We start from the raw sequence: 26,937 nt of genomic DNA on the forward strand, positions 1-26,937 counted from the left end.
AAAGTTGGTTTAAGTGTGTATAATTAAATAAATGTGGTACGGCATAATGTACCTCCAACTCATCTGACTAAAACACCGGGAGTTGGAGGCAGTATACAAATCAGGCAGCCTGCCTGCTGACTTTTCGCTTGGAGAAATCCAATACTACTGGCGCTGCAATAAAAATAGAAGAATATGTACCCAGGATAATACCTATAACTAAGGCAAAGGAAAAGCCTCTGAGCACCTCTCCCCCAAACAAAAACAAGATCAGCACCACAAGTAAGGTAACAAAAGAAGTCATAACGGTGCGGCTAAGCGTCTGTCCGATAGAGCGGTTAAGAATACTCTCTAAACTCTCTTTCGTAGAGGCCATCCCGGTAAACTCCCGTATCCGGTCGAATACGACTACCGTATCGTTAATGGAATAGCCAATTACGGTAAGCATGGCGGCAATGAATACCTGGTCTATTTCGTAGGAAACCCCAAACAACCGTACCAGAGCAAAGGCAGATAATACCGCCAGCACATCGTGAAACAAGGCTACCACGGCTCCCAGACTGTATTGCCACTTCCGGAACCGGACTAAAATGTATAGGAAAATGACCACCAGAGAAAGCAAAATAGATGTGCGGGAACTATCCTGAATATCGTCGGCCATGGTAGCTCCAACTTTGGAAGAACTAATATCCGTACTGAATTTATACCCTGCTAGCCCGGTCAAAAGTGCATCTTCCACCTTCTTATCTGCTTCCGCCGACTCATCATCGATTAAATAGCTGGTAGTTATTTTAAGCTGGCTGTCGCCATTGTAGGTTTTAACCTCCGGAGCTATATTTCCAAAATTATCGGTCAGGGCAGACCTTACTTCGGGTGCCGACACGGCCTGCTCAAAATTTACTACATACATCCGGCCACCTTTAAAATCAACACCTAAATTCAGCCCCATAGTCGCCATAGCAATAATGCCAGCCAGAATAAACACACCGGAAAGTATATAGGCCTTGTTCCTGAATCCGATAAAATCGTAGGTAACATCTTTGAAGAGATTTCTGGAAATAACCGTATACATAGAAAGGCCTTTGGTATCGGGTCTTCGGGCCGTCCATTCTATAATAAGTCTGGTAATAAAAACAGCTGTAAAAAGGGAACACACAATACCAATCATTAAGGTAACGGCAAATCCTTTAACCCCCCCAGAACCAAACGTATACAAGATTACCCCGGTTAAAAAGGTAGTGGCATTGGAATCCAGAATAGAACTATAGGCTTTATCGTACCCAAAACTGATGGCTTGCAAAGGCGGCCTGCCCAGGCGAAGTTCTTCTTTAATACGTTCAAAAATAAGCACGTTGGCATCCACTGCCATACCCATGGTAAGCACAATACCGGCAATACCTGGCAGGGTAAGCGCTGCACTGAACTGGGCAAGTATGCCTATAATAAAGAAGATATTGAAAAGCAACGCCACGTTGGCGATCATTCCGCCAGCTCCATAATACAATACCATGAAAATAACCACCATGCCCAAACCGGCTGCCATAGACACCAGGCCCTGTGTAATAGATTCTTTGCCCAGCGAGGGACCAACCACGGCTTCTTCTACTATGCGGGTAGGGGCTTCCAGCTTACCGGCTTTCAGGATGTTGGCTAAGTCTTTGGCTTCTTCAATGGTAAAGTTGCCAGAAATAGAAGAGCTGCCATTGGGAATTTCGCCCTGTACGTTGGGGGCAGAATACACATAGTCATCCAGAACAATGGCTATTTGCCGTCCTACATTATTCGCTGTGAGGTTTTTCCATTTCCGGGCGCCTACCGAATTCATCTGCATGATTACTTCTGGCTGCCCGGTCTGGCTATAGTCCTGGCGGGCATCTATAATCACATCACCTGCCAGAGCCACTTTATTATCCCGGCTTTTTTTAATCGCATGCAAAGCGATAAATTGTTCTCCCTCGGTAGTACCTCCCACAGGTTTAACCTCCCACACAAAACGGACATTGGAAGGGAACATATCTTTCACTGCCGGGCGGCTCAAGAGTTCATTAACTGCTGCTGTATCGCGTATATTGGTGCCTAAACCTCCCATCATGGGAACAAAATACTTGGCCAGGCCACGGGTCTGGTTTTGCAGATTGGCCAGTGAATCGGCTCTGGTGGAATCTCCGGCTGCGGTTCTGCCGGCTAACTGCTGCTCCAGGCTGGTAGCCGTATCGCCTGCCGCTGATAAGGTAGTGCTGTCAGTAACAACCGGAACCCTATTCTGTGTATTGGCAGCAATGGGCGCAGGTTCTGTACTGATCAGGTATTCGTCCAGCCGTTGCAGATATGGATTTAACTCCTGCATCTGCCATACTTCGGCAAACTCTAATTTAGCTGCACCGGTTAATAGTTTCCGTACCCGTTCCGGATTGGCAATACCAGGGAGTTCCACCTGAATGCGCCCGGTACCTGGCAGCTGCTGAATGGTAGGATTAGATACCCCGAATTTATCAATACGGGTGTTTAGAATTTCGAATGAACGGTCAATGGCATCGTCTACCTCCGCTTTAATTACGTTCACTACCTGATCGTTTGTAGACTCATAACTGATTTTACCTTTGTTGGCAGCCGTTGAAAAAATCCGGCTGAGCCTTCCATTGGGCGCTGCCTGCTGGTAAGCCTGGTAAAACAAATCAACGTACGACTCCTGGCTTGTTTTCTGTAACTGATTTGCTTGTTGAATAGCCTGCAGAAACGCCGGATCAGTGCTATTGCCCGACATAGCTTTTAATATTTCTACCGGAGAAACTTCCAGGGTTACGTGCATACCGCCCTGTAAATCCAGGCCTAAGTTCAGCTCTTTTTCTGTAACCTCTTTGTAGGTATAACTGGTAAAGCCAAGATCGTATACTGGTTTATTCCAGAGAGAATCCAGATACGCCTGTTTTTTACTAAAATCCACTTTGCCGGAAGCATCTGTGGCATACGCGGTGGCATCCTTCTGGATACCACGGGACACGAAGGTGAATGACAGAAAATAGATACACAAAACGGTAATAAGTGCTGTCAGGATAATAATGCCTGTTTTGTTACGCATAGCGTTACTGGGTTAATGGGATTAACATTGTTGATGGGAATAATGGAGTACCACTAGTAGAAAGGCCCGATGGCCATTTTACGCAGCAACCCACAGAATAAAAATTACATCATAAGGCTAGTACCTTAAAGAAATCGCCATTCCAGACTTTTTAAACCAGCCCGGAAGACAAATAAAGAATGTAATGAAAGGGGAATATTACCTAAGGAGCGTTAATAGCTATGTGGTGACAAAAAATATTGTCTAAATAGGAAAGTGTAAAAGAAGGCGTTTTAAAAATGGCCGCCTTAAAAAGAAGAAGTACAGAAAAAGCAAATCCTAGAACAAACAGGAACTCTTGCGCCAAATTAAAATGAGCCGCCTGTACAAGCGCTTTATCGCTGGCTGGCAGCAAAACGGCCTGGTCTGGATCACTATGGGGCTGCGCTGCCGAAGAGGGCAAATTAATCTGATACTCAGCAGATGACATACTCCTAATGTTTGTGGAAGGCTTACAAATGCCAGCCAGCACCACCAGGAATAATAAGATCAATTGTATAAAAGGTATCTGCTTCGCCATAAATGCTTGATCAGCAATGAATAGGAATTGGTTTGCAAAGGTAGCAATAATAAGAGTAATATAAAATAGTTATTTTCGTTTTGCTGCACAGTGTTTCTACTGGTTTCTTTCATCCCAGCCTAATTTTCTATGGTTATATTCTAGATACATAGGCCTAACTTACAGCAAGTCTAAAACAAGGCAGACAATTAGGGTAGTAAATACTGTTTTCAGATGTAACATAGTTATCTAAAGATTCAACCAGAAATCTTGAACATCTTCCGTCCATGATTACTTTTTTATCATCTCCTGCACTACTTTGCCTACTTCCCGCTTACTGGTATACTCTTGTCCGAGAAAGGCAGCCAGGGTTTTGGCCATCTGGTTTTGCCACCATTGCCCATTGGTTTTTACTTCCCCCAAAGCAGGTGTGTCCGGCCCGATCACAGCAAACCAGATCGCATCTGAACCTGCATGTTCTTTCCCGTGGTGTTTCCAGGCATCTTTAGGCGTATCGCCCCGGCCGTGGTCGGTGGTTATGAGAAAGGTGGTTTTCTGTGCATAAAAAGGATCACTTTGCACAAATTGCCAGAGTTGCCCAATCATGGCATCTGTCTGGCGGGCCGATTTTAAATAATGGTCATAGTGGCCATCATGGGCAAAATCATCGGTTTCGCCGTAGGCAATATGCACTACCCTGGGGTGTTTCCGCTTTATGTACTCCAAAGCAAAATGATGTGTAAAGGCATCCAGCCGGACTGAGCCCCATGGGCTAGGAATTTGTTCCTGCAATTCATTCAAGAATACTTCCCGGCTGCTCAATCCCTTCCCTTCTGCCCTGCGGAAACCAGCATTAACAGGAATATCACTGCGTTTTTCGTTGATAATAAATGGAAATACATCCCAGGAACCAAAGAAGGCGACTTTGCCCTGGTAAGCTGGTTTCTGATTAAGCCACTCCAATACCGTTACATGCGGGTTATCAATCTTATTATTGGAGTTGATTTCCGGATCGCTGAACCCGGTAAGAATTTCGCTGTAGCCTGGGTAGGAGAACCAATGCGGATTCGATACATTTACTTTATTGCCCAGCCAGCGGTTGCCATAAATCTGCCCTTGCTTGCTTACCGTCTGCCACATCCAGGGCATTAGTTTCATCCGCCTTTCCTCGGCTGTAGAACCGGCAAACAAGGTTTTGAGTTGCGCCGTGTCTCCTACAAATGTTTTATCATTCAGTAAACTGTCTGCCGCTCCGCCAAATAATTCTTGCCAGCGCATGCCATCCAGGGTAATAATAAATACATTTTCCGTCTTGAGCGGTTTAGGTTGGGCTACTGTGGAAAAAGAGCCAGAAACAAGCAAACCTAGTAATAGAACAGCAAACCGTGTAGCCTTTAGGGAGCTATAACCAGCAGAAAAATACATACAAAAGTTCATGTTAAGGATAGGGGTGAAAATAGTACCAAAGTTCACGCGTATATGTGAAGCCCACGTAAGGTAAAAATTAATTTATTATGAAACTTAATACAAAAGGGCAATTATTCTGTTTCCCCAGTGGTTTTCCCAATTCTGCTTGTATGACCGGAGTTGTTCTTTGCTGGGAATGCCTGCCTGCTGTACCTGCTTGTCGTAAGCTTCGGCACTTAGCCAGGTAATGCGCCTAGTGGGGATATCTAGGATAAAATAGGCTTCCGGTTTTTCATCAGGTGTTTTCCCATATACCCGGTTACCGGTTTTTATAAACTCTTTGGTACGTACCAGTACCTTCTTATTCTGGTCTACAACAGCTGACAGGTAGGGCTCTTCGCCACGTTTTCTCACTTCCAGTTGATCTCCCAGGGGAATACGTTCATATTCTGGGCCGCTTTTTTTTCCCCAATAAGAATTCTGCCAGATAATTAACCCTACAAACACCAACCCGTACGTGTGTAGTTTTGACCACCTTTTTCTTAGTAGCCATTGTAAGAAAAAGTGTAGCAGGCTTCCATATAAAACAGCCAGAATTGCCAGACCCGCTAAACTTAGCAGATAGTACAGCGAATAAAACATGGAGTAAAGGTAGTTTTTACGCTAGGTATAGGTAAAGCTTTTATTTTTCAAACCTAACCATATATTCTGATACATACTCTCCCTTGCCCTCATAATTATCTTTAAAAAACAACCGGCCTTGCTGCCCCATTTTTAAACAGGTATGCTTGTTTGCAATATCTTCTTTGGTATTCAGTGGTTGCAAAGAAGGATACCAGAGAGTATGGCCTGGTTTTTCTACCAGCAGCACCGGCGTAGACCATTGTTGCGAATTGTTGCCTTTGCCCAGATCAGCATTTGTATTAAAGGAAACATACAGGCTACTTCCTTGCCAGGAAGGGCCCTCGGCTTTTGCCATCAGCATCACCCAGGCTTGTAAGTAGGTGTTCCAGCTAACGGAAGGACCCCAGTAATACTTTCCTTCAGCAGAAGAAGCCGGACCACCTCCTTGCGATTTGGGAATGAGTAGGGATGCAATAGGGGCTCCTATGCCATCGTAGGCTGCATCGAAACTTTTTCCGTTCCATCTTTTTGCTTTTCCCTGCGGATTTTCCAGATCTTTCAAAGCTATGCGTGCCACACTAATGCATTGTCCTTTGTGTTCAAGTTCAGGGTCATAGGTAGTGGCAGCATACGTGCCCGGATAGCCATATTCTCCATAAAACAGATACAAATACTCGCCGCTGGCCACCGCCGAAGGATCGCCTACTCCACCGGCAAAGTTAATTCCATTATTATGCGGTTTTAAAATAAGCCTTGATTGCAGATCTTCTATAAAAATGCCTTTGTTTACCCAGCTTTTTCCGCCATCCGTAGACTTCATAATGCCAATCCGGCAAACGGCTGCGGCTGTTTCCGGGCCTTTTAAGCCCTGTGGCCAGTGGGCATCTATGTATCCTTTTCCGGTAGCCGCATCATAGGGTAAAGTGGAAGGATAATTTTCGTTGTGATAAACAGCAAACAAGGTTTTACCAGTTTTATCTTTGGCGTCCTGGTAAACGGTTTCAAACCATACAGCTCCATGAAGGCCCTCTGTACCAGGAGGCGCATTTTTTGGCATTACCGGCTCTGTAAATTCATCGGAACGTCTGTTGAATACTTCTTCGGCATGAGCACCATCGGCATACTTCAGGTCCCGGGCATCGCCCCACAAGGGATCTTCGCCGTATTTGCCCGGAAAAATTCGGAAGGTATCGCCAATCCAGGCCTCGGCCATGTTGCAGTCTACAAAGGAATTGAACAGGTAGCGTTCTGCCGGAATTAATACGGCTCGGGGTGTAGCCGGATGTGGGAAATGTGGTTGCCGGGAAACAGGCCATATAAAGGCTACACTTCCACACAAAACGAGGAGTACAGCCGCTAAATATACTTTTTGTGTATTCATACCTACAGCATAGTAGTGTTAGTTACCATAATGGAACGCAGCTCTAACAATTTAACAGCAGCCAAAAGAAAGATACAAAAAACCAGAATGAGTATACATGCTGCCAGGAAAAAATTAGGAGTTACTTCCTGAACAGGTAGCCGGTCGGGAGGTAGAATTTGATTAGAAAAGAACAACTATATAAATAATTCAAGGAAATATTAGAATAAATTTTTATATTTCTTCTTCTTTACCAGTTAACCCATTTATAACCACACGCATATGAAAAACCTAGTAAAAACTGGCGGTAAACTACTGGCTGCAACCCTGCTTTCTGCTTTTTTTGCCAGCACAGCCTCTGCCCAGGAAGCAGCTGCTAAAGAAACCAGCCTCACAGGCGAAGTTTTGGATCTGTCCTGCTACATGAAAAGTGGCGCCAAAGGCCCTGAACATAAATCTTGTGCAACTGGCTGCTTAAAAAACGGCAATCCGGTTGGCCTTCTGGCTTCCGATGGAAAAGTATATCTGGTTGTGGAAGACCATAAAAATGCTGATCCCTATAAAGAACTCATCACCCATCCGGCAGAGCAGGTAAAGCTTACTGGTACCTTACAAACCCGGAATGGAATGCCAGGCCTGGTACTCTCCAAGATGGAAATGGCCAAATAAGCAAGTGTAGACCTTATAAAATTATGGAACAACAGGGTAAGTATAGTGCTACTTACCCTTTGTCTTTTTAGTTTAATAAACGGTAAGTTTGGCAAGACTACAAATATATCCCCTACCAATCAATCACGTCTGTATATGTTAATCAAGTAGCTTTTCATCTATTTTAGGCTACTTTCTGGCCCAGTTTATCAACGAATTCTCTGATTTCCGGACATAGGTATCTGCTCCTTCCGGAATAAGAAGTACCTCAAGCGTTTCTTTAGCCTTTTGGGGCATTTTTACCTCAAATCCGATGATGACCGTACCTGGGTTTGGTGCATCATAGGAGTTAGGAGGATATGTACGCCAGGTTTTCAGCCGTACGCCGGCAGGTTTCTGCACGTGTATGGTGAGCTTTTTGCCGTCTTTTACCAGGTAAGCTTTGTTCGCTTCTATTTTCTGCACAGCAGCCGGTGTTAACATGGTCCAGCGGATGGTGCAACTGTCGTTTGCCGTTTCTATTTCATCTTGCACAAGTACATACTGCTGTTCAACAATAGCTACTCCCCGCTGGGCTTTGGTTAGCTGATCTGCATATAGGGCGGTTATGTCAGTGGTAGCAAAGAGAAAAGAAGGCTGGGTGCCATGCGTTGTAATAGCAGCATAGCCATTTACCCGCTGCAAAGAATCATTAACCGTTAAAGTATTGTGGGTAAAGTTTGAATAGCGGAAGATCTGCCACCGTTGCGAATGCTGGCCACCATCCCACAACCTCACGCCTTTTGACTCCAGCGACTCGTAGCTTTGCATCCCAAAATCCATTGCCCAGCGTACCCCTTGTGCTTCCATTACAAAAGACCCTACATCCATATGCCCATGATTTACTGCCGGGGAACCAGCTTTCAATCCCACATATATAGCAGCCGGGTCAGTCCAGGAAGTACGCATAAGCGCCACCGGATTTTTACCCTGCCCTACCCACACCTGTTGTTTAGGCGGACGAATATCTTTTAGTTGCGTACCTGCCCCCCAGAGTAGTACTGCCGGAAGCAAGCGGTTGTCTGTAGGTAGAGTAGCCTCTTGAGTAGCCAGGCGCTGGCGTTCTACCCACAGCAACGAAGGGTCTTTTACCTTTTGAGCAAACCAAAACATAGCCGGTTGTAATTTGCCCTCCAGACCAGAATCAGAATAATTAAAACACTCACCAGAGGGCCCGGTCATGTGTTGCAGATAGCCGGCAGTTTTTAGAAAACCTGCATTCTCTGGCATACCGGAAGTATTACCCAATGCTTTTTCAATAGCACTGATAAATAAAACCTGAAAACTAGTGCCATAGGCCCAGTAACTGTATCCTTCTGGGTAGGCTCCATCCGGCAAATAATCTTGCAGCGGCCGCTGAATACTCTCCAGGCTGCGTTTAATTATACGTTCTGCTAGCTGGGGTTCATCTTCGTAAATAGCCAAAGCCCCATAGGCCATGCCGGCATTACACACCTGGTTCCAGTTATGGCTAGCCTTCAGCCAGCTGGAATACCTGGTATCCAGGGAAGGCTCTATGCCTTTTTTTAAAATCGCTTCTTTTATGATCTCTCTGGATGATTGAGGCAAGTCCTGATACAGCCAGTCGTAGCCGATAGCCATGCCAAGCGTCATTTCAGCTACATCCAGAAAATGAGACGGGTTCCAGTCGCTGAAACCGGCAACTGCCAGCATCTCTTTCTCTGCCCGTTTCATATATTTTTCCTCACCAGACACCCGGTAAGCATAGGCCAGATAAAACACCCGGCGCAGCAGTTCCCGTGATTTATCCAGCAGCCGTCTGCCTATTTGTATCCGCTGAATAGGCTCTTCCTTAATGAATCTATCGCATTGGGCTATAAGTGTTTGATGCAGTTTCTCCCAGGCAGGATCGCTGGCAATGGTTTTCCGGATGGTTTCCTCCTCTCCTTTCAACAGCAAAATCCGCGGATGACTGGCCAGCGGCTTTCCTTCAAAGGTTTGAGTAAAGGCTCCGTTTCCTGTACCTGTTACTAGTGTTAGTATAAGCAGCATTAGCCTGGTAAAATAGTGTAGATGGTAAAGCCAGGCAGCTGTTGCCTGCAAAGGATTACTGTTGTTCTCAGTAGTAAATAGGTACATACAGTGTAGAATTAGAAGAACTAAGCCTGTAAATTTAATAATAACGTAATGTACCTTGTCCGCTGTTAGAATACATTATTTACTATTCTTACAGTCAATAAGCTGAATTAGAATAGACTTTTTTACATTTCCTGCCGGGAATATACTTTTCCGGAAGGGTGTTTTAAATGTAAAATATAGCTATAAATTAGCAATGTTTTTTTAAAGCCTCTCCCATAGTTTTTGGTAAGAACGTATGTATAGATTAACTATCCACCCTGCTTTAGTTATAAAATATACACTTATTGGTATTCTGCTTCTCTGTGTAGGTACCGTCAGTGGGCAACAGATAGGCAGCCCATTGCCTCCCTGGCAGGAAGGAATGTTAGATCTACACCACATCAATACTGGCCGTGGCGATGCCGCCTTCTACATTTTCCCGGATGGCACGACTATGCTTCTGGATGCCGGCGAAATGGACCCTACAGATCCTCGGACTACCTCAGCCAGGAATGCCCCCCTCCATCCTAACAATTCCCGGACTCCCTCTGAATGGGTGGCTATTTACATACAAAATTTCTTCCCTAAGACGAGGCAACCTACATTAGACTATGCACTGATTACGCATTTTCATGACGACCACTATGGCTGTATTTTTCCGGGTGCCAAAACTTCTGCCAAAGGCGGTTATACCCTCACTGGCATTACTGGCGTAGGCGATGCCATTCCCATAGGTACCTTACTAGACCGAGGCTACCCCGACTATTCGTATCCTACCGATCTGAATGCGTACAAAGCCATGGTAGCTGCCAGACCAGGTCTGGAAAAATACTACAAAAGCATGCTGAATTATATTGCTTTTACCAAGTACCACGTGCAGCAATCCGGCATGAAGGCGGCACAATTACAAGCCGGCCGCAACGACCAGATCAAACTTCTGCATAACCCCAGAAAATATCCTGAATTTAAGGTACAGAATGTAAAAGCCAATGGCCTTATCTGGACAGGAACTGGCACGGAAACTTTCAATTATTTAGAGAAAGCGCCTGCAGACAAAATTTCTGAAAATCAACTGAGCCTGGTTATCCGCATTGATTATGGCCCTTTCCGCTACTACACTGGAGGCGACTGTCCTGGCATTGCCGACCTGGGTGCACCCACGTGGGCCGATGTGGAAACGCCTGTAGCAAAAGCCGTAGGTGAGGTGGATGTAGCCGTTATGGACCACCATGGAAACCGGGATGCCCATAATGAATTTCACATAAAAACCCTGCGCCCCAGAGTATGGATACAACAAACCTGGTCTTCGGACCATCCAGGGCACGAAGTACTCAGGCGGGTTACGTCCAGATATTTGTACCCTGATGAGCGGGATTTATTTGCTACCAACATGCTGGAACCTAATAAACTCGTAATTGGCCCTTCGCTGGAAAATGCCTACAAAAGTATGGATGGCCATATTCTGGTCCGGGTAATGCCCGGAGGTAACACCTACTCTGTAATTATATTAAATGACGAAAACGAGAAAGCCGAAGTAAAAGCCGTTTTTGGTCCCTATACCACAAAAACCAAATAACACAAGTTTAGCACTTGTTCAACCAGTATGCAGGTTGAATGCAGGCTGATTGTAGTACTATACGTATGAAACATACATCTAAAACTTTACTTGTATATATACTCAGTGGAATTGCACTCTTCGTGGCCGCCTGTTCTCCCCGAAATTTACCGGCTACCAAACGTGTAGCCCAAAATAAGCCGGCTGATCCCTTAACTGGCCAGGTAATCCGGGTAATGGCCTACAATATTCATCACAGTAACCCGCCATCAAAACCTGATTATATTGATATAGAAGCTATTACAACTACCATCCGTACCCAAAACCCGGATCTGGTAGCCCTACAGGAAGTAGATGTCCATACAGACAGATCAGGCCCAGCTAACCAGGCAGAAGAAATTGCCCGGAAACTCAACATGCACTACTACTTTGGCAAAGCAATTGATTATGGCGGCGGAGAATATGGTGTAGCCATTTTGTCAAAATATCCCCTTTCGGAGCAGAAAGTACACCGCTTGCCTACCCAGGAGGACACCAAGGGAGAGCCCAGGATTCTGGCTACGGTTAAAGTTACCTTACCCAACGGCCAGGAAATACGTTTTGGCAGCACACACCTGGATGCACAGAAAGCAGCTGTTAACCGGGAACTGCAAATCAGGGAGATAGGCAAGATTGCTTCGGCTGAAACATTGCCTTTTATTATTGCCGGAGATTTCAACGCACCGCCAGAGTCTGAGGTAATTCGCCAGCTAGATACGTATTTTAAACGGACCTGCCAGCCGTGCGCCCCAACTATTCCGGTGGAAAACCCTACCAAAGCCATTGATTTTATTGCCTACCGGCCTGCCGGTAAATTCAGGGTTGAAAGCCACCAGGTTATTGCTGAAAAATACGCCTCCGATCATTTGCCGGTCGTCGCAGAGATTATGCTATCTAACTAATGTACCTGGAAATTCTTTCCCTTTTTTCAGCCTTTAGAGTTTTACCTGTCTACTACGCATCCCAAAACCGGTAGCCTTCAAGTGAATTTCTTATGTTTAGAAAACAGAGAATAATTTAACTAGAATGTTCGTGGCTAGCCAATTTTTTAACTATAGCAGGTTTGGATGTCTTCTATTTATGGTAGTCTACACCCGGCAAGTGTCTCACCATATATTTACCTGTCTCCATTGCTATGCTTTATCAGCTTTCATTCATTAACTAATCAGTGAGCTGTAGGCTGAAAAATTATTCCAAAACATTTTGCATCTAAAACATTTTTCATAATTTATCATAATTAAAATATTTCAATTATTTCCATGTATAGTATAAATTATACAAATAGTATTTATGAATTTTACACAGTTTTGAATAAATCTTTAATAGTCACTAAATGAGTATAATTTTTTTTAGTAAGCATTTCTAAATTTTACTTGCCATCTATTCTGTTTATTACTAAGTTTAGTGCCTACAATAAAAATAAAATCCTAAAACAGGCAAATTTATTTTGGTCAGCAAACTCACTTCTAATTATTGCACTTTACAAACATTCATTAAAACAAATCCCATTATGAAGCAGAAGTTTTATCTACTCGTATGCCTGCTGTATTGCATAAGTATAGTACCTATACTTGCCCAATCCAGTACGGTAGCAGGAACCGTAAAGGATGATAACAATGAGCCCTTACCCGGTGTAAACGTTTTGTTAAAAGGCACTACCCAGGGTACAGCCACCGATGCGAACGGAGCCTTTCAGCTTCCGTCGGTAGATGGAAGCGGCACCTTAGTTTTCTCGGCCATTGGCTTCATTACGCAGGAAGTACCCATCAACAACCGGTCGACTATAAACATCAGCTTACAATCGGATGTGCAAAGTTTGAATGAAGTGGTAGTTACCGCACTAGGTATTGAGAGGCAGGCCAAAACCCTTACCTATGCCACCCAGCAACTGGAAGGCAGGCAATTGACCCAGGTACGGGATGCTACTGGTAGTGCTGTAAATTCCCTGGCTGGTAAAGTTGCCGGCTTAACTATTACCCAATCAGCTAACGGGCCGGGTGGCGCTAACCGGGTAGTATTGCGGGGTAACCGCTCTATCACCGGAAACAACAATGCCCTGTTTGTGGTAGATGGAGTAGCCATTGATAACTCTACCCGCGGCCAGGTTACATCCTCTTTTGGAGGCAGCAATTCCAGTGATGCCGCTGCCAACATCAATCCGGATGATATTGAATCGATAAACGTACTGAAGGGAGCTGCGGCGGCCGCCTTGTACGGTAGCCGGGCTGCCAATGGCGTAATTCTGATCACGACCAAAAGAGGCAAATCCGGACAAACATCCGTTGATGTTAATTCTGGTATTTCTGTGTCTAACCCAATGCTTTTACCCAACTTCCAGAATGACTATGGGCAGGGATTAGGGGGTGTATATGCAGCTAACTCAGAAAGAAGCTGGGGACCAAGAATGGACGGCCGCACAGTAACTGACTGGACAGGCAAAGAAACTGCTTTTTCCCCTCAGCCAGATAATATCCGCGACTTCTTCCGGAATGCGTTATCGCTGAACAATTCAATTGGAATCAGCGGCGGCAGCGAAAAAATACAGACGTATCTATCCTACACCAACAACTATGTGGAAGGTCTGCTACCTAACAACGATATGATGCGCCATACAGCCAACCTGCGGTTAAACAGCCAGATTTCAGACAAACTAAGTGTGGAGGGCAAAATAACTTATATGCAGCAAGGCATTGACAACAAACCGGCTGTAGGCGAAACGGCTGCCCCCCTGAATAGTTTATTCCAGGTACCCCGCAACATCCGCCTAGAGGATATGGAAAACTATCAGCGGATTGACCCAGCAACAGGCCTGCCGGTGCAGAATTACTGGCTACCAGGCTCTTCGGTTTTGCAAAATCCTTACTGGATTGTGAACCGCAATTCCTATTTTGAAGACAGACGACGGGTTACGGCCTTTGGTTTGGCCCGGTACAATTTAACCAGCTGGCTGAATGCACAGCTCCGGGTAAGTGTAGACCGCTACAACGACCGCTTAGAAGAAAAACATTACCAGGGTTCTTACTGGATAAACCAGGCCGGGGGCCAATATGGTTTTGGCACTAACTATGTAGATGAACAAAACGTAGACTTGCTGATCAGCGGAAATAATACCTTAAGCGAAGCCTTTAAACTTAACTACAATATTGGAGGCCAGTTGCTCTACCGGGAAAGTGAGTTTAACTACAGCAATTCCAATGGTTTATTAAAGCCTAATTTGTTTGCGATCACCAACACTGGTAATGTAACCCCTTCGTATAGCTACTTCAAAAGAAACCTGCAAGGCGTATATGCCACTGCCCAGCTTTCGTTCCGCGACTACCTGATTTTGGATTTAACAGCCCGCAACGACTGGTCTTCTACGCTGCCGGCTTCCAACCGTTCCTACTTTTACCCGGCAGTTGGCTTAACCTATGTATTGTCTGACATGATAACCATGCCTGAATTTATATCATTTGCTAAATTCAGAGGTTCATATACACAGGTGGGTAATGATGCTAATCCATACTTGTTGCAACAGACGTACACCGTTTCGCAAGGCGGACTTAGCGGCTGGGTTACCCGCGATGCTACCCAGGCTATTCCGGATCTGAAGCCAGAATTAACTAAATCCATTGAGGTAGGCATGGACTGGCGTTTCATGGATAACCGCATTGGTCTGGATTTAACCCTTTACCATACCAATACCATTAACCAGTTATTAACTTTGTCATTACCTCCGGCCTCTGGTTTCTCTAATAAATACATCAATGTGGGAGATGTACAAAATCAGGGTATTGAAATTATGCTGACCACTTCTCCTATCCGTACGGCTAAATTTAACTGGAATGCCAATTTGAACTTCTCTGCTAACCGCAACAAAATTCTGGAACTTAGCCCAGACATTAAACGGGTAGGTTTAAGCTCCGACTCCCGCGTAGGCGATGTTGTAGTAGAAGAAGGCAAACGTTTTGGCGAAATTTATACAGAAGGCTGGGCCAGAGACCCGGCAACCGGACAACTACTAATCAATGCCAATGGCTTACCTGTATTGACACCCGGAGGGTTAAGCCAATATGTTGGAAACTTTAACCCAGATTGGATGCTGGGCTTTAACAATACCTTTACTTATGGAAACTGGTCGTTAGGTGTGTTACTAGATGGACGTTTCGGTGGTGTAATGGTATCTGGCGGCGATGGCTTGCGTACTTCCAACGGATCAGTAGAAGTAACGACAAATTTCCGGGAAGGCGGCTGGGTATTGCCAGGTATTGTAGAAGGTACCGGCGAGCCAAATGTTAAACCTATCCGGTCTGAAGATTTCTGGTATTACATGGGGGGCCGCTACTCCAGAGGCGAAATTTATACCTACGATGCAACCAACGTTCGTTTACGGGAAGCCAACTTAGGGTATTCGTTCAACATGCCTGAAAACTTCTTTATCCGCTCTGCCCGGGTTTCTGTTGTAGGCCGTAACTTGTTCTTCCTGTACAGAGGAAGTTCTACCTTTGATATTCCAGGCATTGGCAAACGCAAAATGGATTTTGACCCGGAAGCTAACCTGGGTTCTGGCAACTTACAGGGCTTGGAATACAATGCCTTGCCCACTGCCCGTACGCTGGGTGTAAACATCAACCTTGGTTTCTAATTCTTTTGTTTCACAAATACTCTTAAGTTTTCATATCAATTAGATAAAAGAATGAAAAGCATAAAATTATATAGCATTAAACTATTGAGTGGTGTAACCCTTATTGGCACACTATTTAACAGTTGTACGGATAACTTTGAGGAAATCAATACCAATCCAACCAAAATCACAGCGTTGGGTACAGGCGAATACGGAATGATGTTTGCCAAAGCAGAATCAGTGCCTTTTGCCTCCTACCAGATTTCCCAGAATTTATTTGCCGACTTGTACGCACAGTACTTTGCTCTTACGGCCAGCTACTTCCAGTCAGACCGCTACACCATGCGTTTCGACTGGCTAACCGGCCACTGGAATCCGCCTTATACACAGGGAGTACCCCAGCTAAAAACCATTATTGAAGCTACAGAAGGTGAACTGCCGGCTGAAAATGCACTGGCGAAAATCTGGTGGGTATATATGTTTCACCGGGTTACAGATTATTATGGACCCATTCCCTATTTCCAGGCTGGCACCGATTCCAAAGTAATTGCATACGATCCGCAGGATAAAATTTATGACGACTTCTTCAAGAAGTTAGCAGAAGCCACCGAGGTGTTAAATGCCAATAAGGATAAAAAACCTTTTGAGAAATACGATGCCATCTATGCAGGTGATGTAAATAAATGGATTAAGTTCGCCAATACGCTCCGCCTGCGTCTGGCTATGCGGATTTCCGATGTTGATCCGGCCCGTGCCAAAACAGAAGCGGAAGCCGCTGTAGCCGGGGGAGTTATGATGGAAGTAACAGACGATGCCATGTTAAAAGTAAGTGGCAAAGGAAATGATATTAATACGTTTAACCAGATTACTAACTGGAATGAGTTCCGGATGAGTGCTTCTATGGAAAGCGTATTGAAAGGGTATGGCGATCCCCGGATTTCTGCTTATTTCCAGCCTGCCGAAGCCACCGGTACGTACGAAGGATTACGCAACGGCTTACTGCCAGCTCAGCAAGGCCTTACATTAAATTTGCCAGCTCAAAATTCTAACGTAGCTGCCAGGTTTACGGTGGCTAACCAGAATACCAATCCACAGGATGTAATGCATGCCGCAGAAGCTTATTTTCTCCGGTCAGAAGGTGCTTTAAACGGATGGAATATGGGAGGCACAGCGCAGGAACTATATGAAGATGGTATCCGCACTTCGATGATTCAATGGGGAACCACCGATGAAGCGGCTATTACCGCCTATATTACGAGTGCAGCTACACCTGTTGCCCCTCAGGATCAACAGAATTCGCCTGCTTTGTCGGACATACCTGTGAAATGGGAAGCAACTCCTGAAAGGCAACGGGAGCAAATTAATACGCAGAAATGGCTTGCGCTGTATCCGGATGGATTTGAAGCCTGGGCTAACTTCCGCAGAAGCGATTACCCCAGATTATATCCGGTAGTAGCTTCCGATAATGCAGATGTGCCAACCGGAACGTTTATCAAACGGATACCTTTTATCACGCTTGAAAAGCAAACAAACGGACCTGCCGTTACAGCTGCCGAAGCCTTACTTGGCGGACCTGACAAAGCCAGTACGCCACTGTGGTGGGATAAAGATTAATGGATCTTTTTATCTGATAAATCAACACAAATCGGTGGGGTATATTCATACTTCACCGATTTGTGTTTCAATCGTTGCCTCCATTTTTTAATCTACTATACAGCATCATGCGTAAAATCTACCTTTTCAGTATAATATATTATCTTCTCTTAACGTATAGCCCCCCCTTGCTTGCCCAGAATGCTTCGTTCCGGGAATATACCAAAGCCTACAAAACCTACCCCTTCTCCGACCCTAATCCCATTCCTAATCCAAACACACTAATTTATCCCTACTTCCGCTTTGATGGGTACACCGACAAACCTGTAAATAAAGAATGGAAAGTAGTAGAACTGGAAAATGAATACATTAAGCTAACTATACTGCCGGAAATTGGGGGTAAGATATGGGCAGCCTATGAGAAAGCATCTGGGAAATCGTTTTTTTATGACAACCAGGTAGTTAAATTCCGGGACATAGCCATGCGCGGCCCCTGGACATCCGGCGGATTGGAAGCCAACTATGGAATTATTGGTCATACCCCGGCGGTAGCTACGCCAGTAGATTATTTAGTAAAGAAAAATGAAGACGGCAGTGTGAGTTGCTTTATTGGCACCCTGGATTTACTTACCCAAACTACCTGGTGCCAGGAAATTAACGTAGCGCCCGATAAAGCCTATTTTATTACCCGTTCGTTCTGGTATAACTCATCCCCGCTTGAACAACCCTACTACTCCTGGATGAATGCCGGTTTAAAAGCCGCCGGAAATCTGCAATTTATTTATCCTGGTACACACTACTTAGGGCATGAAGGGCAGTATGAAAAATGGCCTGTAGATGAACAAGGCCGCGATTTGTCTTTTTATGAAAACAACAATTTTGGCACCTACAAATCGTACCATGTATTTGGCAAGTACACCGATTTTTTTGGCGGCTACTGGCACGACGAAGATTTTGGCATGGGCCGCTACTCTACCCACGACGACAAAGCCGGGAAAAAAATATGGATCTGGGGCCTTTCCCGTGAAGGAATGATCTGGGACAAAATTTTGACAGATACCGATGGGCAATATGTAGAAGTACAATCCGGACGTTTATACAACCAGGCAGCCCCGGCAAGCTCATTCACTCCTTTCAAAAATATAGACTTTACGCCCTATGCCAGTGAAGACTGGAAAGAATACTGGTTTCCGGTAAAAGGGACCAAAGGTTTTGTAAAAGCCAATACCTATGGAGCATTGAACCTGAAGAAAGAAAACAATTCGTTGAAAGTCTACTTTTCGCCCCTGCAACCCATTGCCGATACACTAAAAATAGTAGATAACCAGAAAGTCATTTATACCAAAGTACTCACCCTGAAACCCCTGCAACTCTTCTCTGATTCCATAGCCTTTACCGGGAATGAAAGGAACCTGGTGTCAAGTTTAGGAGGAAATAAATTAGTGTATGCAGCCAATCCCCAAACAGATGTATTGCAACGCCCAATGGATTTTCCGAAGGAGTTCGACTGGCAATCTGGCTATGGTTTATACATTCAGGGAAAGGAACTGGCCAGACATAAACAATTTGGTCAGGCTATGCAGAAACTACAAGCCAGTTTGCAAAAAGAACCACATTTCGGCCTAGCTCTGGTAGAAGTCGCACAGTTGCTGTACCGGAATATGCAATACCAGGAAGCCCTGACGTATGCCAAACAAGCCCTTCGTTTAGATACCTACGACCCGGCAGCCAATTACATATATGGCCTGGCAAATGCTGCCTTACAAAACACCACCGATGCCAAAGATGGATTTGACCTGGCTGCCCTTTCTACCGAATACCGGCCACAAGCCTATACGCAACTAAGTAAGCTGTATTTCACTGAGAAAAATTATACCCAGGCGGCTGAATATGCCCGGAAAAGTCTGGAGTATACCCACAACAATCTGGAAGCCTATCAGCTATTAGCTGTGCTGCATCGACTGGAAAATAAAACAAAGGAAGCAACTGAGTATCTGGACGAAATTTCTAAGATAGCTCCATTGAATCACTTCGCTCGCCTGGAACGCTACTGGCTGACTAAAACTGAGGAAAACAAAAAGCTATTTACTTCCCTCATCCGTACAGAACTACCGCATGAAACCTATATGGAGCTGGCAATCTGGTACTTTCACCATGGATTGTTTAAAGAATCTCTGGCTGTATTGGAATTAGCTCCTAGTAGCCCGGAAATTGTATACTGGCAAGCATTTTTGCAGCATAAGGCAGGCAACCAGGCAGCCCATGAGTTACTAAAGAAAGCCAATAGTCTGTCACCTGCCATGACGTTTCCCTACCGCTCCGAAACAGCCGACGTACTAAAATGGGTGCTGTCCCAAGATAAAAGCTGGAAACCCAACTACTACCTGGGTCTGATTCACTGGAACCGGCAGGATACCCTGCGGGCAAAAGAGCTATTGATGGCCTGTGGCACTGCTCCTGAATTTGCCCCTTTCTACCTAGCCAGAGCTGAACTTCTTGGCAAGAATAATCCTAACCAAGCCCTGACTGATTTCCAGAAAGCGGAAAAACTGGATCCAAAAAATTGGCGAATTGGTTTACTGCTTTCTCAATTCTATGCGGGGCAAAAAAACTATACAAAAGCGCAGCAGTATGCCAAACGGTATTATCAACTCTTTCCCGAGAACTATATTTTAGGTAGCCAGTATGCGAAAACCCTGCTGTTAACCGGAGATTATAAAGCTAGTTTAGGCGTATTAAATAAACTCAACATTCTGCCCTACGAGGGAGCAACCGAAGGCCGGTCATTGTACAGAGAGGCAAATCTGATGCTGGCTACCCAGGCGTTGCGTAGTGGCAAAGCCCCTGAGGCAATAAAATTTATAACCCAGTCACGGGAGTGGAAAGAGACATTGGGAGCCGGAAAACCTTATCCGGAAGATATAGACGAACGCATGGAAGATTATATGGAAGCCCTGAGTTATGAGAAGCTAGGCAAACCGGATAAGGCCAGGGCTTTATACAACAAAATCGTAAACTTCAAAAAAGAGGGAGCGGCTCCCAATAAGCTATTTACTGCTTTTGCTCTTCAACACTTGGGGAAGCAAACAGAAGCCCGTAACTTACTGGAAGATTGGGTGAAACAATCGCCGGAGAGTACATTAGCCAAGTGGTGTTATGCCCAGTTTAAAGGAGAAAATCCGCCGGTTCCAGCAGAAATTTCAGCAAATGAAAATCTGCGTTTATTAGTTGCCTTTTGTGAAAGTTTGAAAAAGGTGTAACATGTATACCTATATACCTATTGTTATTTCATTCATTAAAATGTATCGGTTACTTATCTACTCTACCTTCCTTCTCTTTATACTTCTTTTTACAGCCTGTAAACAGGAAGAAAAGAAAGACACCTTATTCTCTTTATTACCCGCAAGTGAGACTGGCATCGCCTTTATTAATCAGCTAACTGAGTCAGAAGAATTTAACGTGCTCAAGTATGGGTATTTCTACAATGGCGGCGGCGTAGCCATTGGCGACCTCAACAACGATGGATTGCAAGATATTTATTTCACAGGCAATATGGTGGGCAACCGACTATACCTCAACAAAGGGGAGTTAAAATTTGAAAACATTACCGAAAGTGCAGGTGTAGCGGCGATGGTTGGATGGAAAACCGGCGTAACCATGGCCGACTTAAATGCCGATGGCTTACTGGATATATACGTTTGCCGTTCCGGAAGCAGTGTAGCCAAAGAACGTGAAAACTTGCTTTATATCAATCAAGGGAATATGCGGTTTACAGAGCAGGCCGCCCAATACGGATTGAATGATACCGGGTATTCTACACAAGCCGCTTTTTTTGACTATGATAATGATGGCGATCTGGATATGTGGCTGCTGAACCATTCTGTACAGGAATACGCCGGATTCAGCCAGATCAGCGCTAAACTAAAAGATCAGAAAAATCCTCTATTTGCCAGCCGCTTGTTGAAAAATGAAGGGGGAAAATTTACAGATGTAAGCGAAGCCGCCGGTTTGGTAAACAATGTCCTAAGCTTTGGCCTGGGAATTGGTATTTCTGACTTTAATAAAGATGGATGGCCCGATGTGTATATTTCCAATGATTACAACGAACAAGACTACCTGTACCTCAACCAGGGAAATGGCACCTTTAGCGAAAGGTTAAAAGACTGCATCGGACATACTTCCCTCTTTTCGATGGGTGTAGATGTGGCCGATGTAAATAACGATGGCTGGATGGATGTACTCACCCTGGATATGCTTCCGGAAGATAACTTCCGCCAGAAACAAGTGCTTGGGCCAGATAATTACGATAAATACCAGATGCTGGTAAAGTCAGGCTTTTATCACCAGAACATGCGCAACATGCTGCAACTCAACAACGGACCAATGCAACTAACGGATTCTGCTGGAAAACCAAATCCGGTCAAAGGAGTTTCGTTTAGCGAAATTGGGCAACTGGCTGGCGTTTCGAATACCGACTGGAGCTGGGCGCCTTTGTTTGCCGACTTTAACAACGATGGCCATCAGGATCTTTTTATCAGCAATGGGTACGCCCGCGATTATACCAATATGGATTTTCTGAGCTTTGCGGCAGACGAGAAAATGAAAGAAGGCCAGGGCAGCCAGAAAATGACCATGCAACAGATTATTGGCAAAATGCCATCTGCCATTGTAAAGAATTATATCTACGAGAACAAAGGGGACCTGACTTTTGCTAAACAAACAGAGAAATGGGGGCTGGACCAGACCAGCATTTCCACCGGAGCCGCCTATGCCGACCTAGACAATGATGGTGACCTGGATTTAGTAGTAAATAACACCAATGAAGCTGCTTTTGTATACCAGAACAACCTGGAGAACCAAGTAAAAGACCACCGTTTTTTAAAGGTAAAACTTATAGGAGAGGGAAAAAACAAACAAGGAATTGGAGCAACTGTACAGCTTATTTGTTCAGATAAAACATTGGTTCAGGAAATGATGCCTACCAGAGGATTCCAGTCCTCAGTACCTGCCGAACTGGTATTCGGTTTGGGAACCTCTGACCTGCAACAAATACAGGTAACCTGGCCAAGTGGAAAAATACAAACCATTTCCTCTTTGAAGCCTAACCAAACCATTACTTTACAAGAAAAAGAAGCCTCTCTGCCATCAACTCCACAGGCAACTACTTCTCTGCTGTTTACACAACTAAATACTCTAGTAGATTTTACACACCAGGAAGAAAACTTTGTAGACTTTAAAATTCAACGATTGCTACCCAATGCTCTTTCTGCACAAGGGCCGCACATAGCCAAAGGTGATGTAAATGGAGATGGACGGCAAGATTTGTTCGTTTGCGGTGCCCGGGGACAGGAAAGTAAACTATTTCTTCAAAAGGCGGATGGCACTTTTCATGCACTTCCACAAGCTGATTTAGCCAAAGATGCGGCCGCTGAAGATACGGATGCCTCTTTTTTTGATGCAGATGGAGACAAAGACCTGGACCTACTGGTCGTAAGCGGGGGCTATTGTTTTCCGGCCAATGATCCAAGTTTACAACCCCGTTTATATGTGAATGATGGCAAAGGAAAATTTATCCGGAAAAGTGACCTGCTTCCCTCCTTCTTTGTAGATGCCTCCTGTGTACGGCCTGGAGATGTAGATGGTGATGGGGATGTAGATCTGTTTATTGGTGGAAGAGTTATTCCAGGCCAGTATCCAAAAGCACCCGAAAGCTATTTACTAGTCAACAATGGCAACGGACAGTTCACAACACAAACCGACAAACTGGCACCCCAATTAAAACATGCAGGCATGGTTACCGATGCTCTCTGGCTGGATGTAAATGGAGATAAAACCCAGGATTTAGTGGTTGTCGGAGAGTGGATGCCCATTACCCTATTTATTAATCAGGATGGAAAACTCGTAAATCAAACATCCACCTATTTGCCACAAGCTTCATCCGGATGGTGGAACCGCATCCTGGCTGAAGATTTCGATAACGATGGCGATCTGGATTTGGTAGCAGGAAATCTGGGATTAAACAACCAGATGAAAGTAACCGGGCAACAACCTGCTACACTACTCTACAGCGATTTTGACAATAATGGTACCATTGATCCTGTACTAAGCTATTACATAGAGGGCAAGAATTATCCTGCTTTCAGCCGAGACGAACTAGGCGGTCAGATGCCTGCCATAAAAAAACGGTTTACGAGTTACGAAGCTTATGCCAAAGCAACTATGGAAGATGTATTTTCGAAAGAGCAATTACAGGTTGCTCAAAAATTAACCGCTAGCCGCTTTCATACCACGTATTTTGAAAATAATAAGGGCCTATTCACTGCTAAAGAGCTGCCCATACAAGCTCAATTTGCACCTGTGTATGCCATACAATCTCTGGATATAAACAGTGACGGGCACCTGGATATACTACTTGGCGGAAATCTGGAGAAAACCAGGGTAGTTACCGGGAAATACGATGCCAGTTACGGAACCGCTTTTCTGGGAGACGGCAAAGGCAATTTTACTTATTTGCCTCAGGCACAAGCGGGCCTGCATATCAGAGGCGATGTCCGGGATATAGTTGTTTTGGAGCAAGGCAACCAAACAAAAGTACTTTTTGCTGTTAACAATGACAAAGTACGTACGGTAGCTCTAAACAAGAAGAATCAAAACATGGCAGCTTCAACCACTAACACATCTGCTAATAAATAAGCGGCTATGAATTAAAAATTAGAAATAACCATCCATACAGTTATCTGGATGCGGCTGCTGGTTTTTGTGGTACAACAAGCGGACTGGCTATGCCATTGAGATCATATACAATTTTGCCGTCCCTGATAGTCATTTCACATTCCAGGCGCTTGTTTCCTTCTAGTTTATAGCCAGTATAATCGAAATAGCCGAATTTACCGTTACGTAAAGTAAGTACTGCCACGTCGGCTAGGGCACCAACCGATAAATGGCCTAACTCTTCGCGTTTAATAGCTTTAGCAGAATTCCAGGTACTGGCTTGTATAACAGGCTGCAGTTCCATACCCATTATCAGGAATTTAGACATAGTCGTCAGCATATCTTTCATGGCATTATTCATACTGCCGGTGTGGATATCGGTACTGATGGTATTCGGATAAAAGCCATTTTTAAGGGCTGGTACAGCCTGCGAAAAAGCAAAACTGATGCCTCCGTATCCTACGTCAAAGATGATTCCCCGTTTTTGCGCTTCCCAGACAAAGGGCTTTACTTTTTTAGACGCTGTGTCTACAATCGCTTCTCTGGTAGCCAGCTGCCCGAAAGCATGCGTATAAATATCCCCAGGCCGCAGGTGTTTCATAAATAGTTCTTCAATAGACAACGGAGGGTTGCTTCCCCCAAAATCAATAATTACAGGAATATTCGCCATATTACCTGCTTCCACTGCCCGGTCTACCGGAGTCCATTCCGGGCCTTCGTAATGAGCCACTTTTACACCTACTATGTAATTTTTATGTTGCTTGGCTACCAGAGCAGTCATTTTTGCATCCATATCCTGCGTGTTCTGCTCATAGGCACCGCCTCTCATGCCTTCGCCTACAATATTTAAAAAAGAAAGTACCCGTGTTTTGGAGTTATCAATCACATTTTGTTTGAATGTAGGAAAACTGCGCCAACCGGCACCCCCGCAATCTACCACGGTAGTAACTCCATTACGGAACGTAAATCCATCCGGGGGAAGGGCATTAAAGCCATTGCTGTAGGCATGGTTGGGTTCTGTGCCAAAGAAATTATGAGAATGGATATCAATCAGGCCGGGCGTTACATACATACCTTTGGCATTCACCACTTGGGCAGCACCTTTGGTGTCTATATTTTTGCCAACCTGGGCAATTTTTCCATCCAGAATGGCTACATCCATCACGCCATTAAGGTTATTCTTGGGATCAATTACATGTCCACCTTTAATAACTATACTATAGGTCTGTGCCTGAACAAAGTTTAGCGTAAAAAATACGAGAGATAAAAAAATGAGATATACTTTTTGCATACGTACGGGTTAGGGATTCAATAGCTGTAAAGAAAGAACCCTCTACAATAAAGTAAAGGGTTAAAAGGATTAACAAACCAGGTAAGTTTTTCAGTAATTCTGCTTTTATACAGCGTTAGACAGTGGCTTTTGAAAATTCTTCTGTCAGACGTTTGGCTACTATTTTCTCCTGGCCCGGCTTCATCATCCAAACGGTCACACTAAAGGACTCTGGCCCACCACCCCCCAGTTCAATAGATGGATTGCCCTTGCGCAAGTTGGCGACGAGATCGTCTTTAGCAAGCTTGATTTTATTTTTGTCCCAGGTTACTTGCAAAGTAGGTGTATGGTTGCCCAGAGGTGGCACGGTTATTTGAGTTTGCACACCTTCTACTTTTTTGATGGAATTGTCAATGTGTGCTATGCCTTCCTCCCACTGCTTCCAGGTTTTCGCATGATCCTGATTAATAAATTTCTCCAGAGCCACATACATGCCGAAAATTTCTTCTTTGTTAATTTTCATGCCCCGGCCAATCGTAAAACCTCTGGGAGGCATGTGCATCCGGGCAGCAGCAATCAGGTCTTTTTTGCCCATCAATAATCCGGCGCTTTGGGGTCCCCGCATGGCTTTGCCGCCAGAGATACACACTAAGTCAAAGCCCATGTCATTAAATTTCCACAGGTTTTCTACCGGGGGCACATCGGCGGCTATATCAATCATGGTAGGTATATTGTGCTTTTTGCCCAGGGCTACCCATTCTTCATGCATAATTTTCCCTTTATCTGCCTGGATGTGTAGAAACCACAGCATAGCTGTGCGTTCGTTAATGGCTTTTTCTACCTCTTCTACCGTTTCTACAAACACCACTTTACACCCAGTATTGGTCAAGGCTTGTTTATACACAATATCGTGCCCTTTCTGAATGATTACTTCGGATTTCATACCAGTGTATTCCAGATGCGGCAGTTGCTCTACTTTTTTCTGATCGGTACCGGTTAGTACACCTGCCAGGCCTAATGTCAAAGCGGAGAAGGCACCGGATGTAACTACAGCTGATTCTGAATGAACCATTTTGGCAATCCGTTCGCCTACTTTGTCTTGCACCTCATCGAGCAAACAAAATTCCTTGGAGGTAGAAACAATGGTATCCAGTACTTCATCTTGCATCAGGGAGCCCGTCATGAAAGTAAGCGTACCTGCCGCGTTAATAAAGGTACGTACACCTAGTTCTTTAAACAGATCCCGTTTGGGCTCTTTAGGAGCAGCCTGTGCAGGCAGAAAGGGAATACTGCTTCCGACAAGTCCGCCCAAGACTGGTATGGCAGACAAGCGTTTGATTAAATTTCTTCTATTAAGCATTAGGGTATAGGTTAAATAGGGAAAGAAAGTGGTATCTCGGCTTAGAAATACCA

General features: G+C 44.7%; 15 protein-coding genes. 7 read left to right on the forward strand and 8 right to left on the reverse strand.

Going from position 1 to position 26,937, the window contains the following annotated elements; translation table 11 throughout:
• Positions 1 to 100: 100 nt before the first annotated feature.
• From secDF to Q0590_RS01715, 5 genes are all read right to left on the reverse strand, one after another.
• Complete coding sequence (gene secDF / locus Q0590_RS01695) at positions 101 to 3,058, reverse strand: protein translocase subunit SecDF (RefSeq protein ID WP_302035742.1); 2,958 nt, start codon at positions 3,056 to 3,058, stop codon at positions 101 to 103.
• A 202-nt stretch (positions 3,059 to 3,260) separates the two neighbouring features.
• Positions 3,261 to 3,617, reverse strand: a complete 357-nt coding sequence (locus Q0590_RS01700; RefSeq protein ID WP_302035743.1) for a hypothetical protein — start codon at positions 3,615 to 3,617, stop codon at positions 3,261 to 3,263.
• 270 nt (positions 3,618 to 3,887) lie between these two features.
• Positions 3,888 to 5,021 carry a phosphoglyceromutase gene (locus Q0590_RS01705; protein WP_302035744.1) on the reverse strand — a complete coding sequence of 378 codons (1,134 nt, stop codon included), beginning with the start codon at positions 5,019 to 5,021 and terminating at the stop codon, positions 3,888 to 3,890.
• Between the two features lie 96 nt (positions 5,022 to 5,117).
• Positions 5,118 to 5,645 (reverse strand): hypothetical protein, encoded by a 528-nt coding sequence (locus tag Q0590_RS01710; RefSeq protein WP_302035745.1) that lies wholly within the window; start codon positions 5,643 to 5,645, stop codon positions 5,118 to 5,120.
• Between the two features lie 40 nt (positions 5,646 to 5,685).
• On the reverse strand, positions 5,686 to 7,008 hold the full coding sequence (locus Q0590_RS01715) for a hypothetical protein (protein ID WP_302035746.1): 1,323 nt from the start codon (positions 7,006 to 7,008) through the stop codon (positions 5,686 to 5,688).
• A 261-nt stretch (positions 7,009 to 7,269) separates the two neighbouring features.
• Between Q0590_RS01715 and Q0590_RS01720 the strand changes: the two genes are divergently transcribed.
• A complete protein-coding gene (locus Q0590_RS01720; protein WP_302035747.1) occupies positions 7,270 to 7,656 on the forward strand; it encodes a hypothetical protein in 387 nt (128 codons plus the stop codon).
• A 168-nt stretch (positions 7,657 to 7,824) separates the two neighbouring features.
• Here Q0590_RS01720 and Q0590_RS01725 read toward each other — a convergent pair whose 3' ends face one another.
• The gene (locus Q0590_RS01725; RefSeq protein ID WP_302035748.1) at positions 7,825 to 9,774 is read right to left on the reverse strand and encodes a heparinase II/III domain-containing protein; all 1,950 of its coding nucleotides are present in this window, start codon (positions 9,772 to 9,774) and stop codon (positions 7,825 to 7,827) included.
• Positions 9,775 to 10,009: 235 nt separating this feature from the next.
• Here Q0590_RS01725 and Q0590_RS01730 point away from each other — a divergent pair, with 235 nt between their 5' ends.
• The 6 genes from Q0590_RS01730 to Q0590_RS01755 all read left to right on the forward strand — a co-directional run bounded on the left by Q0590_RS01730 (position 10,010) and on the right by Q0590_RS01755 (position 24,236).
• On the forward strand, positions 10,010 to 11,329 hold the full coding sequence (locus tag Q0590_RS01730) for a ComEC/Rec2 family competence protein (RefSeq protein ID WP_302035749.1): 1,320 nt from the start codon (positions 10,010 to 10,012) through the stop codon (positions 11,327 to 11,329).
• Positions 11,330 to 11,394: 65 nt separating this feature from the next.
• Positions 11,395 to 12,249, forward strand: a complete 855-nt coding sequence (locus Q0590_RS01735) for an endonuclease/exonuclease/phosphatase family protein (protein WP_302035750.1) — start codon at positions 11,395 to 11,397, stop codon at positions 12,247 to 12,249.
• A 608-nt stretch (positions 12,250 to 12,857) separates the two neighbouring features.
• Positions 12,858 to 15,971: a SusC/RagA family TonB-linked outer membrane protein gene (locus Q0590_RS01740; RefSeq protein WP_302035751.1), complete on the forward strand. Its 3,114-nt coding sequence runs from the start codon at positions 12,858 to 12,860 to the stop codon at positions 15,969 to 15,971.
• Between the two features lie 51 nt (positions 15,972 to 16,022).
• A complete protein-coding gene (locus tag Q0590_RS01745; RefSeq protein WP_302035752.1) occupies positions 16,023 to 17,564 on the forward strand; it encodes a SusD/RagB family nutrient-binding outer membrane lipoprotein in 1,542 nt (513 codons plus the stop codon).
• Positions 17,565 to 17,671: 107 nt separating this feature from the next.
• Positions 17,672 to 20,803, forward strand: coding sequence for a DUF5107 domain-containing protein (locus tag Q0590_RS01750; RefSeq protein WP_302035753.1), 3,132 nt, complete (start codon positions 17,672 to 17,674; stop codon positions 20,801 to 20,803).
• Between the two features lies 1 nt (position 20,804).
• Entirely contained in the window at positions 20,805 to 24,236 is a 3,432-nt protein-coding gene (locus Q0590_RS01755; RefSeq protein WP_302035754.1) for a VCBS repeat-containing protein, read from the forward strand.
• Between the two features lie 40 nt (positions 24,237 to 24,276).
• Here Q0590_RS01755 and Q0590_RS01760 read toward each other — a convergent pair whose 3' ends face one another.
• Positions 24,277 to 25,545: an amidohydrolase/deacetylase family metallohydrolase gene (locus Q0590_RS01760; protein ID WP_302035755.1), complete on the reverse strand. Its 1,269-nt coding sequence runs from the start codon at positions 25,543 to 25,545 to the stop codon at positions 24,277 to 24,279.
• Between the two features lie 115 nt (positions 25,546 to 25,660).
• Positions 25,661 to 26,884, reverse strand: a complete 1,224-nt coding sequence (locus Q0590_RS01765) for an aminotransferase class V-fold PLP-dependent enzyme (protein WP_302035756.1) — start codon at positions 26,882 to 26,884, stop codon at positions 25,661 to 25,663.
• Between the last annotated feature and the right edge of the window lie 53 nt (positions 26,885 to 26,937).

The organism is Rhodocytophaga aerolata, assembly GCF_030503435.1.
GTDB lineage: Bacteria > Bacteroidota > Bacteroidia > Cytophagales > 172606-1 > Rhodocytophaga > Rhodocytophaga aerolata.